The sequence below is a fragment of the Acinetobacter sp. FB genome (assembly GCF_056033405.1).
The window spans coordinates 1,161,600-1,178,147 of record NZ_CM148502.1 but is presented as its reverse complement, the minus strand read 5'-3'; the positions used below and the strand labels follow the sequence as shown (position 1 = coordinate 1,178,147).

At 37.0% G+C, this 16,548-nt stretch carries 16 protein-coding genes; 10 read left to right on the top strand and 6 right to left on the bottom strand.

Features of this window, described 5'->3' with window-relative positions; all coding sequences use genetic code 11:
* Positions 1 to 160 precede the first annotated feature (160 nt).
* The 5 genes from AC0JIQ_RS05475 (at position 161) to AC0JIQ_RS05455 (ending at position 6,175) form a co-directional block, all read left to right on the top strand.
* Positions 161 to 1,654, top strand: coding sequence for a DUF4331 domain-containing protein (locus AC0JIQ_RS05475; protein ID WP_004662862.1), 1,494 nt, complete (start codon positions 161 to 163; stop codon positions 1,652 to 1,654).
* Positions 1,655 to 1,669: 15 nt separating this feature from the next.
* Entirely contained in the window at positions 1,670 to 1,909 is a 240-nt protein-coding gene (locus tag AC0JIQ_RS05470; protein ID WP_046739700.1) for a hypothetical protein, read from the top strand.
* 50 nt (positions 1,910 to 1,959) lie between these two features.
* On the top strand, positions 1,960 to 3,081 hold the full coding sequence (locus tag AC0JIQ_RS05465) for a tetratricopeptide repeat protein (protein WP_474202872.1): 1,122 nt from the start codon (positions 1,960 to 1,962) through the stop codon (positions 3,079 to 3,081).
* A gap of 92 nt (positions 3,082 to 3,173) precedes the next feature.
* Positions 3,174 to 5,291, top strand: a complete 2,118-nt coding sequence (locus AC0JIQ_RS05460; protein ID WP_474202871.1) for a TonB-dependent receptor — start codon at positions 3,174 to 3,176, stop codon at positions 5,289 to 5,291.
* 29 nt (positions 5,292 to 5,320) lie between these two features.
* Positions 5,321 to 6,175, top strand: a complete 855-nt coding sequence (locus tag AC0JIQ_RS05455) for a hypothetical protein (RefSeq protein WP_474202870.1) — start codon at positions 5,321 to 5,323, stop codon at positions 6,173 to 6,175.
* A gap of 69 nt (positions 6,176 to 6,244) precedes the next feature.
* Here the strand turns inward: AC0JIQ_RS05455 and zigA are convergent, their stop codons facing one another.
* From zigA to AC0JIQ_RS05440, 3 genes are read right to left on the bottom strand one after another with little or no spacing between them, the layout of a single operon-like run.
* Entirely contained in the window at positions 6,245 to 7,471 is a 1,227-nt protein-coding gene (gene zigA / locus AC0JIQ_RS05450; RefSeq protein WP_474202869.1) for a zinc metallochaperone GTPase ZigA, read from the bottom strand.
* A 15-nt stretch (positions 7,472 to 7,486) separates the two neighbouring features.
* Positions 7,487 to 7,885, bottom strand: coding sequence for a transcriptional repressor (locus AC0JIQ_RS05445; protein WP_346509952.1), 399 nt, complete (start codon positions 7,883 to 7,885; stop codon positions 7,487 to 7,489).
* A gap of 6 nt (positions 7,886 to 7,891) precedes the next feature.
* The gene (locus AC0JIQ_RS05440) at positions 7,892 to 8,605 is read right to left on the bottom strand and encodes a D-Ala-D-Ala carboxypeptidase family metallohydrolase (protein WP_474202868.1); all 714 of its coding nucleotides are present in this window, start codon (positions 8,603 to 8,605) and stop codon (positions 7,892 to 7,894) included.
* Positions 8,606 to 8,715: 110 nt separating this feature from the next.
* Between AC0JIQ_RS05440 and folE2 the strand changes: the two genes are divergently transcribed.
* From folE2 to AC0JIQ_RS05415, 5 genes are read left to right on the top strand one after another with little or no spacing between them, the layout of a single operon-like run.
* A complete protein-coding gene (gene folE2 / locus AC0JIQ_RS05435; RefSeq protein WP_474202867.1) occupies positions 8,716 to 9,618 on the top strand; it encodes a GTP cyclohydrolase FolE2 in 903 nt (300 codons plus the stop codon).
* Entirely contained in the window at positions 9,612 to 10,031 is a 420-nt protein-coding gene (gene hisI / locus AC0JIQ_RS05430) for a phosphoribosyl-AMP cyclohydrolase (RefSeq protein WP_474202866.1), read from the top strand. The genes folE2 and hisI overlap by 7 nt, the downstream gene beginning before the upstream one ends.
* A 21-nt stretch (positions 10,032 to 10,052) precedes the next feature.
* Positions 10,053 to 10,613, top strand: coding sequence for a gamma carbonic anhydrase family protein (locus AC0JIQ_RS05425; RefSeq protein WP_243484562.1), 561 nt, complete (start codon positions 10,053 to 10,055; stop codon positions 10,611 to 10,613).
* Positions 10,603 to 11,958, top strand: coding sequence for a dihydroorotase (locus AC0JIQ_RS05420; RefSeq protein WP_474202865.1), 1,356 nt, complete (start codon positions 10,603 to 10,605; stop codon positions 11,956 to 11,958). The genes AC0JIQ_RS05425 and AC0JIQ_RS05420 overlap by 11 nt, the downstream gene beginning before the upstream one ends.
* Positions 11,959 to 12,015: 57 nt before the next feature.
* Positions 12,016 to 13,359 (top strand): PepSY-associated TM helix domain-containing protein, encoded by a 1,344-nt coding sequence (locus AC0JIQ_RS05415; RefSeq protein WP_474202864.1) that lies wholly within the window; start codon positions 12,016 to 12,018, stop codon positions 13,357 to 13,359.
* A gap of 41 nt (positions 13,360 to 13,400) precedes the next feature.
* Here the strand turns inward: AC0JIQ_RS05415 and AC0JIQ_RS05410 are convergent, their stop codons facing one another.
* From AC0JIQ_RS05410 to AC0JIQ_RS05400, 3 genes are all read right to left on the bottom strand, one after another.
* Positions 13,401 to 13,883: a copper resistance protein NlpE N-terminal domain-containing protein gene (locus AC0JIQ_RS05410; RefSeq protein WP_474202863.1), complete on the bottom strand. Its 483-nt coding sequence runs from the start codon at positions 13,881 to 13,883 to the stop codon at positions 13,401 to 13,403.
* Between the two features lie 14 nt (positions 13,884 to 13,897).
* Positions 13,898 to 16,000 carry a TonB-dependent siderophore receptor gene (locus AC0JIQ_RS05405; protein ID WP_474202862.1) on the bottom strand — a complete coding sequence of 701 codons (2,103 nt, stop codon included), beginning with the start codon at positions 15,998 to 16,000 and terminating at the stop codon, positions 13,898 to 13,900.
* A 66-nt stretch (positions 16,001 to 16,066) separates the two neighbouring features.
* The gene (locus AC0JIQ_RS05400) at positions 16,067 to 16,474 is read right to left on the bottom strand and encodes a DUF2946 domain-containing protein (protein WP_474202861.1); all 408 of its coding nucleotides are present in this window, start codon (positions 16,472 to 16,474) and stop codon (positions 16,067 to 16,069) included.
* Positions 16,475 to 16,548: the final 74 nt, after the last annotated feature.

Sequence of the window (16,548 nt, the reverse complement as noted above, 5' to 3'; positions counted from 1 at the left end):
CAAAATTTTATAAATTAATTTGCTCACGAAAACTTCACTATCGCATAGGTATAAATATTAAGAGTCTTATACTGATCTAAATTCATATAAGAAAATTGTAAGACGAATAAAAATTTAATCAAAAATATACCCAAGATCAGCATGGTCAAGGAGATACAAAATGGACTCTCGCCTACTTTTAGCAATTATGCTAAGTAGTTTTAGTGTGACATCATTCGCTTCAAGCCACCGCGAAGCACCATCAATCAGTAAAACACCTAAGGTTGACGCTACAGATTTTTATATGTTTAAAAGTTATGAGCCGAGCCGAAGTAATTTCGTAACCATACTAGCAAACTATCAACCTTTACAAGATGCTTATGGAGGGCCTAATTATTTCGCTCTAGATCCTAAAGCCTTATATGAAATACACATTGACAACAACGGAGATGGGCAAGAAGACATTACTTTCCAATTTAAATTCAATCAAGAGTTAAAAGACTTACAAGTTCCTGTAGGTGGCAAGAATGTTTCTGTACCATTATCTAACATTGGTAAAATAACAAATGATAGTAGTTCAGCTCAAAATACCGCTGAAACATATACTGTTACCATGATTAAAGGTGACCGACGTAAAGGTGATCGAAGTACCTTAGGCTCTTTTAAAAAGCCATTCGATAATGTTGGCGCAAAATCAATTCCAAACTATCAAGCCTACGCAGATACCTTTGTCCAAAACATTAACTTTGGAAATTGCGGTTCTGGTAAAGTTTTTGTAGGTCAACGTCAAGATCCTTTTGCTGTTAACCTAGGTGAAGTATTCGATTTAGTGAATATTAAGATTCCTGCTACTCAACTCGCACCTTCAGGCGTAAATGCTGAAGATCAAGGCTTGAATACTATTGCAAATAAAAACGTCACTACAATTGCTTTAGAAGTTCCACAGTCTTGTTTAGTTGCTTCAAATGATACAGTGATTGGAGGATGGACAACAGCAAGCTTACCTCAAGCCACCTTATTAAACCCTAATCCTGAAAGTAATCTTACCAGTGCAAGTAAAGTTGGTGGTGCTTGGACTCAAGTTTCACGTTTAGGTATGCCTTTAGTTAATGAAGTCGTCATTGGTCTTAAAGATAAAGATAAATTTAATGCAAGTAAGCCTGTGAATGATGGGCAATTTGCTGACTATGTGACTAACCCAACCCTTCCTACATTAATAGAAGTTCTTTTTAAGGAGGCTACTGGTGGTGCCGTAGTTGCGCCAACAAACTTTCCAAGAACTGACTTAGTTAACGCATTTCTTTTAGGTATTCCTGGCTTAAACCAACCTAAAAATGTAAAAGCATCTGAGATGTTACGTCTAAATACTGCTATTACTCCAGCAGCAAAAGATAAACAAAATCGTCTTGGTGTAATCGGTGGAGATACTGCAGGATTCCCGAACGGTCGTAGACCTGGTGATGATGTCGTCGATATTGAGCTTAGAGTTGCTATGGGCTTACTCTGCACAATAGATGGTGTGAATACCGCTGTTGGTTGTAAAGCGAGCGATGCTAAAGCAGGAGGAATAGGCTTTACTGATGGAGCTCTACAATCACCACAACAATTTGGTACTGCTTTCCCATACTTAAATACTCCAGTAGCAGGCTCTCCATTTAATACAGCTAGCAAATAATTAGGAGTAGTCACCATGAGAAAACTCATTTTGCTGTTCATGGTTGGTATTGGATTAAGTGGCTGTGGTGGTAATGACAATAATTCAAAACCAAATAATAACAATCAATCTCAAAATGACCCCGTTCTTAAAGAAACGTTGTCATTAACCAATCAACCTCAAAGTAACTACGAACAGGCTGAACCTAAAAGTATTACTGAAATTTCAGAATCTACTATAGATAACAAATCAGAACCCGTTGCAGTGAAATTTTAAGATTAAGACTCTTAACAAACTTCTGTTAAGAGTCTTTATAGGAGTTTTAAATGTTAATTCGTCAGCTAACATTATCAATAATAGCTTCATTGTATTTAAGTACTGCTTTCGCTCATCCCAAACATTACCATGAAGAATCTTCATCGAGTTCAGAACATCCAGATTATTCAGTAATGTTAAAAAACAATCATAATGATGAACTTAGAAATCAAATCGTTAATGTGTTACTTGAAAAAGCTTATTCAAAAGGCGACGGTGAATTTTTAGAACAAGCTGAAGACTTAATGAAATCAAGCTTCAATTCATCAGACACAGAAAATAAATTGTTAGAAACTCGGCTCGCTCAAGCAAATCATAATTTCAGTAGAGCAGAATCAATACTTAATGACGTATTAAAAAAAGACCCTAAAAATTATGATGCAATTTTACAACTCGCAAATATATATAGATTACAAGGTCAATTTAATCAGTCACTTAAGTTATGTGATCAATTAGATCAACAGAGTGTGAAACTTTATCAAGCTGGTTGTGTCCTGCAAGTGGATGCAATGACCAAAAATATTTCGGAAATAAAACCTAGAATAAATGAACTTCTTCAAATGGCAACAAGGCTAAATAAAAACGATCAGCAATGGTTAGGTAATATTATGCTGGAAATAGCGACAAGATTTAATGATCCAACTCTTGCGAGCCAATCTATTCCATTACTTAACGTCGATAATTTACCCAATGCTCTTGCTAAATCCAATTGGTATATTTCTCAACAAGAATATTCAAACGCAATCAAAATTCTGACCCCATATCGTTATCATGATGGTGCGTTGTATAGAATTATTTTAAGTAAACAGAAACTAAACGATCCCCTTGCAGAAAAAGACTTAAATGAACTAACCCAAAGAGTACAAAATCTACTCGATCATAAGGATCACATACATCTTAGAGAGCAAGCTCAATTCCTATGGATTTCAAAAAAATATGATGAAGGTTTACGCATAGCTGCCAAAAACTGGAATATGCAAAGAGAAAATGATGATTTTGAGGTCTATGCTGCCCTTGCACTTGATAGTAAAAATCGTGAAAGCACAGAAAAATTATTAAATTGGAGTAATGAGACTGGCTATCAAAATCCGACCTACATTCAAAAATTAAAACAAATGTTAAAGCAACTATAAATCTAAAGTTGATAAACAACTGAAAACATGAAATTAATAATGATTTCATGTTTGTGAAAATCACGAAAATTTATAAAATTAATGGAATAAAAATGAAAAAAAGAATTTTATATTGCTTGTTGATAGGAAGTAGTCATTTCTATTTAGGTCAGCTTACTCATGCTGGAGGTGAACTTACAACAACACTTCCTACAATTAAAATAACAGCATCATCAAATTTAGATAGTACTTTTGGGGTCGCATTTACTTCATCCCAAGGAACAATATCGAAAGAACAAATTGAAACTCGACCTTTATCACGTCCAGCAGAAGTTTTAGAAACGATCCCTGGTGTCATTGTGACTCAACACAGTGGTAGTGGTAAGGCAAATCAATACTTTCTGAGAGGTTTTAACTTAGATCATGGAACTGACTTTGCAACATCATTTGATGAACAACCCATTAACATGGTGAGTCATGCCCACGGTCAAGGTTACACAGACTTAAATTTTCTAATCCCCGAACTGATTGAATCAATTCAATATCACAAAGGAGCAGTATCGATTGATGATGGTGATTTTGCTTCAGCAGGTACAGCAAAAATTTCGAGTATCCATTCTCTCGATAATCCTTACGCACAAATAACGTTAGGTAATCACAACTTACTTAGATTTTTAGCTGTTGGAAACTTAGTTCTTAGTGACGGGGAATTAATCGGTGCAGTTGAAAACATCAACAGTGACGGACCTTGGGTTAATCCTGAAAATCTTTCAAAACAAAATCTATTCTTAAAATATTTCACTGGTGATCATAATAAAAATCAATCCATCAGCTTTCAACATTATCAAGCACGATGGGATGCTACTGATCAAATTCCAGAGCGGCTGATTGAAAGCGGTGAACTTAATCGCTTTGATAGCTTAAACAAGAGTGATGGTGGTAAGTCTGCTCGGACTGCTATTTGGTATAATGCTAAAAATTATGAGAAAACGAAATACTCCACAATCTCCACTTATGCCGTATATAACAAACTGAATCTATTTTCTGACTTTAGTTATTTTTTAAATGATCCAGTCCATGGAGACCAGTTTGAGCAAGCTGAAGAACGAACGACACTTGGATTTAAATTTCAAAAAGGTTCATTAAGTGAATGGGCAAGCAAAGAGCTTTTAAACTCATTTGGATCATCTCTTAGGTATGATTATATTGACAACTTAGGCCTTTACCAGACACAAGATCGACAGCGTTTCAACACTATAAGAAATGATGATGTTAATCAATGGTCTATTGGAATATGGGGACAAAATCAAACCACGTGGCAACCATGGTTAAAAACCATTTTAGGCGTTCGTGGTGATTTTTATTCTTTTGATGTAAATTCTGATAAAGAAGAAAATAGTGGTCATAAAACTGATCATATTTTCAGCCCTAAAATGAGCATAATTTTAGGTCCGTGGGAGAATATTGAATATTACATTAATTATGCATATGGCTTTCATAGCAATGATGCTAGAGGAACTACAACGCACCTAAACATTGATTCTCGTGATAGTAACTATTTAAAACCAACTCTCCCCGTTTCTCCATTGGTAAGAACAATAAATTCAGAACTGGGATTAAGAGCAAAACTTATACCTGAGCTCACCTCAACAATAGCTCTATGGCAACTTGATTCAGATTCAGAACTGGTATTCATCGGCGATGCTGGTACGACAGAAGCAAGTAGACCAAGTAAAAGACAAGGTATCGAAATTTCACAATTCTATCAACCAACAGATACTTGGATTATCGATCTAGATCTGGCTTGGTCAAAAGCAAGATTTAAAAATGAAATTTCTGAAGGGAATCATATTCCTGGGGCAATAGAAAAGACCATAGCTGCTGGATTTACTTATAAACTGAATGACCAAATTAATTTTGGAGGACGTTTACGTTACTTTGGTTCTCGCCCCTTGATTGAGGATAACTCAGTTCGTTCCGATTCATCAACTTTAGTTAACTTACAAGGCAGCTATCAATTTAATAAAAACTTTCTAGCACAAGTTGAACTCTTTAATGTATTCGATCAAAAAACAAATGATATCGAATACTACTATGCATCATGCCCTCGTCAAGATCTCAGTGAGCCTGCATGCTCACCTAACTCTTCAGAACGTGAAGGAATTTATGATAGACATATCCATCCTACTGAGGGAAGAAACCTCAGAATGACCTTCCGCTATTTATTCTGACCTGAGCGATAAATGCTGAGGAGAAAAATATGTTGTCTCAAAATAAACTCAATGTTTCACAGAGCGCATTTCTCTTTAGCATTATCATGCATGTTTTTATTGTAATTGTGCTTTTAAATTTTACAGTCGAAAAAAACGATCATATAACTTCAAATATAAAGATTACGTTAATTTCGGCATCAAGTGTAAATCATAAAGATACAATTTTTTCGTCTTCAAAAGATTCCCAAACAACAGCAACAATCGATCAACCTCAACCAATCAGTGAAACAATATTTGATAGTACAGCACCAGCAAATACACCAACAGAAAATCAAGTACCAGAGTTCTTTAGTATCGATGAGCATGTAAATGCATCAAAAATGGAACATTCTTATGACTCGCTCGTGGATGCACAAAATAGAGCAATAAAAGCTATAAAAGAAGCAAAAGATGTATCAAATCTTTATCAGTCAAATATCAAACCGATGGAAGCTGACTTCTTAGAAAAGAACCAATTATCTTCTTTAAAATTAGAAACTGACTCATTCAGTTTTTACAAAGTTGAAATTATTGACACACCACAGGATTTTGAACGTTATTCTTCTCAAATTCATGTCTCTAAAACCACCTCATCAGGTGAAGAAGAAATCAAAATTAATCAACTTAATGAACAAATTACAGAACTACTTCATGAAAATCGCTTAGCTTTAACCAACAAAAAACCTGAAAATATTGAATTTATAATCGATCCAGTTAATCGAATTATTCTTATTAATCTTTCTTCAGAGTCATTGAAAATGGATCATAATCTCAAGTCATTATTAGAAAACATGTCGTTTGATGCAATTCTAATGGATAGTAATCTTAATGAAAAAGCCTACTTTTTTAGAGTCGAAATTTAATGAACTATAAATCATATATTTCTCTTTAAAGAAATGATCTATATTATTTCTTTAAAGAGAAACTCTTTTTTAATTTCGAATGATCATCTCTGTCCAACCCGTAAATGGATTATCAAACAGCTCCCATTCTTTTGCGCCAAGTGCCATTTCATGATCTGTTAATAAGCACGCATCAAACTGAGCAGTCAAAGCAGCTTGATCCATATCCATACCGATCAAAACAATTTCCTGACGCGCATCACCTGTTAAATCATCCCAACTTTTTTCGATCGCATCACGACTGCTTTGATCTTCTGGCCAATGCTCATCTGGTACTGCTGCCCACCAATAGCCTGCTACACCATGACGAGCCATCGCACCTGCTTGCGACCAAGACCCTGCAAACTCTGGATTACAAGCCAACCAAAAGAAACCTTTTGAACGAATCACCCCTTGCCATTCAGAATTTACAAAATCAAAAAAACGTTGTGGATGGAAAGGCTTTCTTGCTCGATAAACAAAACTACCGATCCCATATTCTTCGGTTTCAGGTGTATGCTCACCTCTTAATTCTTTTAACCAACCAGGTGCTTGAGCTGCTTCATTAAAATCGAATAAGTTAGTATTTAGAATTTTATCTAGCTTCACTTGCCCGAATTCAGAAATTTCAATTTTCGCTCTTGGGTTAAGTGAATGTAGGATGCCAAATAATTTTTCTTTTTCTTCACGATTAATTAAATCAACTTTATTCAACACAATCACATCGCAGAATTCAATTTGGTCGATTAAAAGATCAACTACATTGCGTTCATCATCTTCACCCAACGATTCACCACGTGAAGTTAGGCTATCTAACGAACTATAATCCTTTAAAAAATTATAAGCATCGACCACAGTCACCATAGTATCCAAACGTGCAAATTCACTTAGTGAAATACCATTTTCATCTTCGAAGGTAAATGTTTCTGCAACGGGTAACGGTTCAGAAATCCCTGTTGATTCAATCACTAATTGATCAAAGCGATTATCTTCCGCCAAACGGCGTACCTCAACCAATAAATCCTCTCGCAAGGTGCAGCAAATACAACCATTGCTCATTTCAACCAGTTTTTCATCTGTACGTGATAATTCAGCACCGCCCTCACGAACTAAAGCCGCATCAATATTCACCTCAGACATATCATTGACGATTACGGCGATTTTGCGCCCTTCACGATTGTTCAAAATATGATTGAGCAACGTGGTTTTTCCTGCCCCTAAAAATCCAGATAGAACAGTTACAGGAAGTTTGCTTGGAGTGGCTAAAGGATGATTCATTGGCGTTCTCACTAATTAAAGATGTTGAGTTTGATGTTTAGAAAGACATGAAAAACATTGACCCAATACTTCTAAATATGGGTAACTCGGATTGAATTGTTTAGCTTGGATGGTGCTTTCTACACAGGTTTTAAGTTGTGGAATAGCGATGCTTTGCACTCTTTGACATTCTGTACACACAGTAAAAAGCCGATAACTCGCTGAGAGTTCGGCTTGATTTAACACATACATATTCAAAGTATTTAGTTTTATGATCAGGCACTGTTCTGACAGTTTTTTAAGAATACGATAGATCTGAATAGGTGCTTGAAAGCCATAAGGTTTTGCCTTTTCCAATAACTCATAAGCACTCATGGCTTTATTTTCTGTTTTTAAAATATCTAGAATATTTTGTTGGGCGATAGTGAGCTTCATTTTTAACTACTCATTGTTTTTATTAGAAAAATTATTTATACATGGAGATGAACTGTAACGATGGTCAACACCCCAGGTTCGATAGCCTGCTGCATCAATATGGATTTGTCCTGATGCATACACACCTAAACCCATATTTAATGATTCACCTTGCTCTATCCAAAATTCACAAAGCTTCTTTTTTGTATTTTCGATATGAATTTGTTCAATGGGGTCAGGTCTTTCACTGCCTATACGAAAATCGAGTGCGGCGTTATAGACATGTTTTGAAGCACCCGCACCACCTGCACACTGATTTAGCGCAAAGCTGCGATAAACAGATGTCACCGTAATCTGATCAACTCGCCCTTGTTGTAACAACTTATGCAGAATATTTAATGTGGGAACGATGTTGTTCCATAGCTCTCTGGGGGGAACTGCGTATTCGACATAATTACACTTTTGCCAATCTCTGGCAGTTTGAAAAAACTCAAAATCTGGAATAAATGCATCAATTCCCTGTGCTTTTAAAAAGTTTTTATAAGCTTGTATTTGTTGCTGATGATCAGCTTGGATTGTCCACATCTGATAAGAAGCAGGAATAGGTTTGGGTTTAAGAATAATTTTTGGAATCGTAGTGTTTATTTCACGCTTGGATGGCTGATTCAACGAAATCGCTTGGTTTGGAGACTGGCAAGCAGATAAACCACATATCAATCCGAGCATGTAGATTTTTTTCATTTTTGATTCACTAAGGTCTACTAATTCAAATTAACTTCGCAGCGAGCTTGTCGATGCTTATTGTTATGTTATAACATTACATTAAATATTACAACGTAAGCCATCAACAAATGAATCTTGCTCTTCCTGATATTTCAGCTGACTCCACTTTACCCAAAGCGTATAGCCATTGCCTTGATTGGGTGGGTATGGAAAAAATTGCATTACCCGTTCGTATCGAAAATACGCTATGTCAAAGTCAAGTGAATGCTTATGTTAGTTTGGACGATCCCTTAGCCAAAGGGATTCATATGTCACGCTTGTATACACGACTGTTAGAACTGAGCTCGATTGGAAATTTAAACTTGATGGATTTAAGGTCTTTATTAGAAGACTTTTTAGTAAGTCATCATAATCTATCCAAACATGCAAAAATTGAAATTCATAGCGAACTGTATATCGAACGACCTGCATTGATCAGCAAGCTTTCAGGTTGGAAAAGCTACCCTTTTGTTTTGTCTTGCCAACTTTTAGATGGGCAGTTTTTAGCAGAATTAAACGTTGAGATTCCCTATTCATCAACTTGCCCATGCTCGGCTGCACTTTCAAGAAATATCATTCAACAGCGTTTTGAATCGGCATTGAACAATCAAGAGATTCGTCTCGACCAGCAGGAAATTTTAGATTGGCTAAGCAGTACAGATGCGATTGCTGCGACACCGCATAGTCAAAGAAGCTTTGCGATTCTTAATTTCAGACTTGATCAAAATATCCAACATATCCCACTGATTTTATTTATCAATCAGGCTGAACAAGCCCTCATGACACCAGTTCAAACAGCCGTTAAGCGTATCGATGAACAGGCTTTCGCAATTGCTAACGGTCAAAACCTGATGTTTTGTGAAGATGCCTTAAGACGACTGTATGGCACATTTTTAAATCATAAAAGTATTAATGGCTTTAATTTCAAAGTCATTCATGCAGAAAGCCTGCATGCGCATGATGCGGTGGCTCAAGGTTCGTGGCAATGGTAAAGCATTCTATTTTTGAACAAATGGAACATGGATCTTTGGGACAGAAATTTAATTTTGAAGCTGTATTTGAACAGATCAAATGGAACCAAGATGGTCTAGTTCCAGCGATCACTCAAGATCAAACAAGCAAAGAAGTATTGATGATGGCTTGGGTTAATCGAGACGCCTTAATCGAAACCTTGCAGACCAAACAAGTGTGCTATTGGTCGCGCTCACGAAAATGCTTATGGCGTAAAGGTGAGAGTTCAGGACATCGTCAATATTTGACGGATGCCAGACTCGATTGTGATGGCGACTGCCTATTGTTTTTCGTCAATCAAACTGGCCCAGCTTGCCACACCCTACGCCCGACTTGTTTTTATCTTGGTCTCAATACAGATCAAGTGACGATTTTAACTCAACCTTTGATTTAACTTATTTTAAGCGGTAATTCTATGCTACGTAAAAATCCATCGGGTCATTTGCCTGTTATCGATCAATCTGCATATGTCGATCAAACGGCTATTATCTGTGGCAAAGTCATTGTACATGCCAATGTATTTATTGGTCCTTATGCTGTAATTCGTGCTGATGAAACCGATGAACATGGCGAAATGGAACCGATCATTATCGGTGCAAATTCCAATATCCAAGATGGTGTGGTAATTCATTCTAAAGCGGGTGCTTCTGTCAAGATTGGTGAAAACTCATCCATTGCACATCGTTCAATTATTCATGGTCCTTGCGAAATTGGTCGCCATGTCTTTGTCGGTTTTAACAGTGTCTTGTTTAACTGCAAAGTCGGTGATCATAGTGCGATTCGACACAATGCAGTGGTCGACGGTCGTGATTTACCGAGTCACTTTTATGTTCCTGCCATGAGCTACATCAATCCTAAAACAGATTTAAGCCAATATCCGCCTGTTGATGTTGCGATCAGTGAATTTTCTGAAAGTGTGGTCAGTACCAATATCGAGTTAGTCAAAGGATATAAGGCATTACACAATGAATTTTAGACAATTTCCCAAGATCATTATTCGCAATGCCAATCTAGTCAATGAAGATAAACAGTTTATTGCCGATGTACTGATTCAAGATGGACGAATCGAGAAAATTGCTAGCAATATCACTGGTATTTTCAATGCGAAAACCATTGATGCAAATGGGGCTTGGTTAATCCCTGGCATGATTGATGATCAAGTGCATTTTAGAGATCCTGGCTCACCACAAAAAGGCAGTATCGCCTCTGAATCTATGGCTGCAACCATTGGTGGGATTACCAGTTATATGGATATGCCCAATACCTATCCTGCGACATTGAACTTAGAGACACTGGTACAAAAAAAGCAGATCGCAGCGCAAAATAGCATGGCAAATTATGCGTTTCATTTTGGCGTGAGTTCTGACAATTTAGACATTATTGAACAACTTGATCCAAAATTAGTCAGTGGTGTCAAAGTCTTTATGGGTGCATCAACAGGCAATATGCTGGTCGATGATCCTAAAATTCTGGAGCGTTTATTTGCCAATGTACCAACCATCTTATTGACGCATTGTGAATATACGCCTCGGATTAAAGATCAGGAAAAACTATATTTGGAAAAATATGGCGAAAATATTCCAGCAGCAATGCACCCTAAAATTCGAGACAAACAAGCTTGCTTTGAAAGTTCTCGACTTGCTGTTTCCTTAGCTGAGAAATACGGCACTCAACTACATGTTTTACATCTGACCACAGCCAAAGAATTATGTTTATTTAAAGATCTGCCTTTAAATCGGAAACATATTTCAGCCGAAGTCTGTATTCATCATCTCAGTTTTGATGATGCTGACTATGCTGCTTTGGGGCATTTAATAAAATGTAATCCGGCAATCAAAACCCAACAAGATAAAGAGGTTTTGATCCATGCGATTTCAAACAGTAATCGTTTGGATATTATTGGAACCGACCATGCACCACATACTTGGGATGAAAAACAACAATCCTATATGAATGCTCCTTCTGGTCTACCATTGGTACAACATGCTGTGCCCGCATTAATGGAACTGGTTGCAGATGGAAGGCTCAGTATCGAAACGATGGTGCGTAAAACATCTCATCAAGTTGCGGACTTATTTAAGATTAAAGACCGTGGTTATATTCGTGAGGGTTATTGGGCTGATCTCGTTCTACTCGAAGAAAATACCCATAGAATTGCAGTTAAAGATCAAAAAAATTATATGCAATGTGGTTGGACTCCATTTCAAGATAAAACGTTCCGTTATGAAGTTGATACCACCATTGTTTCAGGGCAACTGGCGTGGCATCAAAATCAGTTATTTTTAAATTGTCGAGGTGAAGCTTTAGAAATTGACCGATAAATTGAGATAAACCGTTATAATCAGCAGAGAATATCCTGTAATACCGCTTTGATGCCTATGCCCCAACCTCCTCATTTTTGGCGAGATCTATTTCGCTTAATACATATTTATGCCGGAATATTGATCGCCCCATTTATTTTTATTGCGGCATTTACTGGATTTTTATATGTAAGCAGTCCTCAAATCGAACAATATATTTATAAAGAGCAACTCTTTGTTCAAAGTGAAAATATTCCACCTCAACAGCTAAGTTTGCAAATAAAAGCCGCTCAAGCTCTCATTCCTGAATCTGCCAAGATTACTGAAGTGCGTCCAGCGCCTACTTCCACTCAAACGACACGTGTCATTTATACTGACCCTGTTGAAAATACAAGTAATCAGGCTATCTTCATTAATCCATACACTTTAGAACTTAAGGGGAAACTTCCTGTTTATGGAACGAGCGGTGTTCTTCCTTTTAGAACCTTAATCGATCAACTGCATAGTAATTTACTGCTTGGCGACTATGGCAGACTATATAGTGAACTGGCTGCAAGCTGGTTAGCAATTCTAAGTCTCTCAGGTCTATATCATTGGTATAAACGCCGAAAACATTTAAAACAGATCGCAACGCCAAGAAATACACTTTTAAAATGGCATAGCTCAATTGGAATTATTTTATTTCCGCTGCTACTGATTGTTGCGATTACAGGTTTGACGTGGTCTAAATGGACTGGAGAAAATATCCGCATACTTCGCCAAGCATTGAGTTGGCAAACACCGGTGCTCATTACCTCCATTTCTAATAATAAGCATTCAGTTGATATACATGCACATCATCATACTGATAAGCAACAAATGAACCATCAGCCACTCATAAAGGCTGAGGATTTTGATCAAGCACTACAAATTGCAAGACAACATGGGATTCACAGTTCTCAACTGCAAATCAAACTTCCGACAACCATAGATACTGCATGGACAGTTTCAGAAATACGTCGTCGTTGGCCGACAGAAGCAGACAGTATTTCGATTGATCTGCAAAGCAATAAAGTGGTTGATCATTTAAAATTTGATGATTTCCCAATGGCGGCAAAACTCACCCGATGGGGTGTGGATGCGCATATTGGTGTGTTGTTTGGTTGGTTCAACCAACTTTTATTGATGATATATGCAATCGCTTTATGCGCACTCATTGTGATTGCATTTTGGCTTTGGAGTCGCACATTTAATCTAAAACAAACCACAATCAGCCTAGTCAAACAGAGCTTACAGCTTTGGAAAAATGGCAACTTAAAACAGAAAATTTCGCTTGTGATATCTTTGTTTATTCTTCTGATTTGTTTGCCAACCTTAGCAATAAGCTTAATTCTCGCGATTGCCTTCATCATGATTCAACAGCATAAATCTAGATTGTCATAATGCATGATGCTAGGCACTAAAAATAGTGCCTAGTCATTATCTTAGGCAAGTTTATCGAGTTGAAAATCTTCAAAAGCCTGATATGGAACACCAGTTTTGCTTTCTAATATTTCTACATAATCATCTCCTAAGATCAATTGATTACGCTCTTTCACATGTTGTAATTGAATTTTAATTTTTCCATGATCTATGAAACTAAAATTTCCAACATACAACTCATGTTTGTTGTGGTCACTATTACTTGTTCGCTCTAAACGAAAAGTTTGATCGGCATGAATCTTTAGATCGACAGTCATTCCATCACAGTTTTCACAAAAAGTTATGCATCCTGCACAAGGCAATATTCCTTGATAATGCCCTATCCATTTTTGCAATAAGGGATCAATGCTTGGTTTAACTTCAGCACCTACTTTTTCCTGTTCAGGATTAGGATCATTCTGACTACACCCCATGATGACACTCGCCAAAATGAAAGTGCTTAATGCTCTTTTCTTCATCATCGACATGCTATTGCTCTGTTTCATTCCTATCATCAAGCTCAAAAAGACCAATCAAAACGTAAAGTCACTTTTAAAGGCTCACCGGGTTGTACCCAATAGTTGGTATAACTTGCTACGTAATAATCTTTATCAAATAGATTATCTAAATTTAACTGCGCGCGTAGGTCTGGTCGAATTTGAATATAGCCACCGACATTGACAACGGTAAACTCAGGTAGAGTCGTTCCATTATCAATATAGTTTGCACTTCGCTGACCATAATAATTAATATTTCCAACAAGACCTGCATCTCGCCCAAACATGTTCAATTGATAATCCGCACTGATATTCGCGGTATGTTTAGGAATATTTTTCAGACGTGAACCTATTTTATCAACTTCACTTTCTAAAACTGTAGCATCCGTATAGCTATAATTTGCATTGACTCGAAGTTGATCACTGATTTGATGCTGTAACTCCAATTCAATTCCTCGGCTTTGTACATGACCGTTATCAACATTTTCATCTACAATGCCTTCAGTAAGTAAATGGCGCTTATCTAAGTCAAAATAAGTTAATCCTAACCAGCTTTTCGGAAGAAACTGATACTTAGCTCCGAATTCCCAAGTCGTGGTTTTTTCAGGCTGGAATAGTTCATTATTCTTATTTAAACCTGTATTTAGCTCAAATCCTTTACCCCAATTACTATAAAAGGAAAGCTGTTCAGTTGCTCTGAAATTGATTCCTGCTCGTGGCGTAAATGGTGTAAATGTCTGTTGAGCGGATTTAGCCGTTTGATGATTTTCAATCTGCTGTTCTAAGTGATTAAAACGACCACCGAGCAAAATATTCCATCGCTCATTTAAAAAAATCTGATCCTGAAGATTTACACCCATCATAGTTTGTGTTTCTTTCATATCTTTACTTATTCGAGTTAATGGAAGAAGGTTTTGACTATAAATAGGATTATAAATATCTATCGGACTATTCGTTCCTTCTGCATTTCTTCTTTGCGTTTGATCAATGGTGTAGTGTCCTGCCTCAACATTGGTCACGAATTCATGTTTCAGAGAACCTGTTTTAAACTTTCCTCGTAAGATCGACTGGAAATTGGTGGTATCTGTTTCAAATTGTCGAACACGACGAAAGCGATTTGCGGTTCTGCCATCTGCGGCAATTGAACCAATTTCAGTCGAGGTGCCTGCACGCTCACCATGATTATAGGTAATTGCAGTTGTATTATTCCAATCATCATTGAATGTATGATTCAAGCGCAGTTGATACATTTGGTCTTTGATTTCAATATCGCCATCATTAGGCTCGCCTAGAAAGGTTTTCTTATTGACTAGGAATTTTCCATTGACCATCGGAACACCCCGATCAAAGACGCCTTTAGACGCTGAAAACTCAGTATCCAGATTCAACTGGGTTTGCTCCGAAATTTTCCACGCCAATTGCGGCGCGATGTAATAATGCTGATTATCAACATGATCACGGAAACTTTGATTATTTTCATAAGATGCACCTAAACGATAGGCAAAATCGTCATTGATCGCATTGGTGGTATCCATTGCGATTCGATATTCTTCTAAAGTACTTCCACTCAAACTAACTACGCTTTTAGGCTGCCATTCAGGTTGCTTAGTGGTGATATTCATAATCCCTCCGATCGCACCCTGCCCATAGATCGCAGCCATCGGCCCTTTTAAGAAATCAATCGCCTGAATATTCACCATATCTCGTGGAGTATGAATTCCACTAACCGAACTTAATCCATTCCGCATATAGATTGTTCCCATATTGGGATCGGTACTAAAGCCACGGAACGAATAATTGTCCCAAAATCCACCACCATAACTGTCTTGATATACCAAACCATTTACAAGCGACAGTGCATCGCTGATACGTTGAACATTATGATTTTGAATATCTGTTGACGATACATGTGATTTAGTAAATGGAACATCTAACAGGTCATGATTAAATTGCGTCATTGCTTGTGATGATGAATGACGCTCATCTTGTTTTTCCGCAGTAATCGTAATAGTTGGTAATTGTGTAACATCTTTATTGACTAACGTTTCTGCGGCAGAAGTTGAGTTTGCAGAAAGTTGTACCGCTAAAATAGCAATGAGTAGTGGATGAAAATGGAAAATTTTCATTTTGTTCCTTTTAAGCATAAATTTTCGTTCGAGCCAGTGAAATGCTCTGATTTAAAGTTTGAAAAATTACGCCAATAAGGGTGGTGCTCTACCTTGCGGATTTAAAAAGAGACGTTGAAGATAAAAGGAAATATGCTTAAACGTTTTTTGAAAAGCAATCAAGCGAACTTGTATTCGATCAAATATTTCAGCAATGTCTGAATTTAGATCTGAGACTAAATGGCCGTATACCACACAAAATAAACATTCATTGTGGACATCATGTTGATGCTCCACATCTGATTTAATCATCGACTTGATAACTGTGACAGTCTGATGAGTGTGGTGCATACTTGATTGTTGCTGTATTTCAGCAACAGTTTGACATACCCTAGCAATTTTATATTGCTCAGGTATTAATGGCTGTAAAAAAACAGCAATTTGCAACAGCATCGCAGAGAATGCTAAAACAACTGAAGTTCGCAATGTCGGCATCTAAATTTTCATATGTACATACTATCATTGCTTAAGATTTCCTTGAAATCTAACGTAGGCTGACCTGTTAGTTT

Coding starts and splice junctions, on each gene's coding strand:
- AC0JIQ_RS05475 (WP_004662862.1), top strand. CDS start 161: ATGGACTCTCGCCTACTTTTAGCAATTATGCTAAGTAGTTTTAGTGTG.
- AC0JIQ_RS05470 (WP_046739700.1), top strand. CDS start 1,670: ATGAGAAAACTCATTTTGCTGTTCATGGTTGGTATTGGATTAAGTGGC.
- AC0JIQ_RS05465 (WP_474202872.1), top strand. CDS start 1,960: ATGTTAATTCGTCAGCTAACATTATCAATAATAGCTTCATTGTATTTA.
- AC0JIQ_RS05460 (WP_474202871.1), top strand. CDS start 3,174: ATGAAAAAAAGAATTTTATATTGCTTGTTGATAGGAAGTAGTCATTTC.
- AC0JIQ_RS05455 (WP_474202870.1), top strand. CDS start 5,321: ATGTTGTCTCAAAATAAACTCAATGTTTCACAGAGCGCATTTCTCTTT.
- zigA (WP_474202869.1), bottom strand. CDS start 7,471: ATGAATCATCCTTTAGCCACTCCAAGCAAACTTCCTGTAACTGTTCTA.
- AC0JIQ_RS05445 (WP_346509952.1), bottom strand. CDS start 7,885: ATGAAGCTCACTATCGCCCAACAAAATATTCTAGATATTTTAAAAACA.
- AC0JIQ_RS05440 (WP_474202868.1), bottom strand. CDS start 8,605: ATGAAAAAAATCTACATGCTCGGATTGATATGTGGTTTATCTGCTTGC.
- folE2 (WP_474202867.1), top strand. CDS start 8,716: ATGAATCTTGCTCTTCCTGATATTTCAGCTGACTCCACTTTACCCAAA.
- hisI (WP_474202866.1), top strand. CDS start 9,612: ATGGTAAAGCATTCTATTTTTGAACAAATGGAACATGGATCTTTGGGA.
- AC0JIQ_RS05425 (WP_243484562.1), top strand. CDS start 10,053: ATGCTACGTAAAAATCCATCGGGTCATTTGCCTGTTATCGATCAATCT.
- AC0JIQ_RS05420 (WP_474202865.1), top strand. CDS start 10,603: ATGAATTTTAGACAATTTCCCAAGATCATTATTCGCAATGCCAATCTA.
- AC0JIQ_RS05415 (WP_474202864.1), top strand. CDS start 12,016: ATGCCCCAACCTCCTCATTTTTGGCGAGATCTATTTCGCTTAATACAT.
- AC0JIQ_RS05410 (WP_474202863.1), bottom strand. CDS start 13,883: ATGAAACAGAGCAATAGCATGTCGATGATGAAGAAAAGAGCATTAAGC.
- AC0JIQ_RS05405 (WP_474202862.1), bottom strand. CDS start 16,000: ATGAAAATTTTCCATTTTCATCCACTACTCATTGCTATTTTAGCGGTA.
- AC0JIQ_RS05400 (WP_474202861.1), bottom strand. CDS start 16,474: ATGCCGACATTGCGAACTTCAGTTGTTTTAGCATTCTCTGCGATGCTG.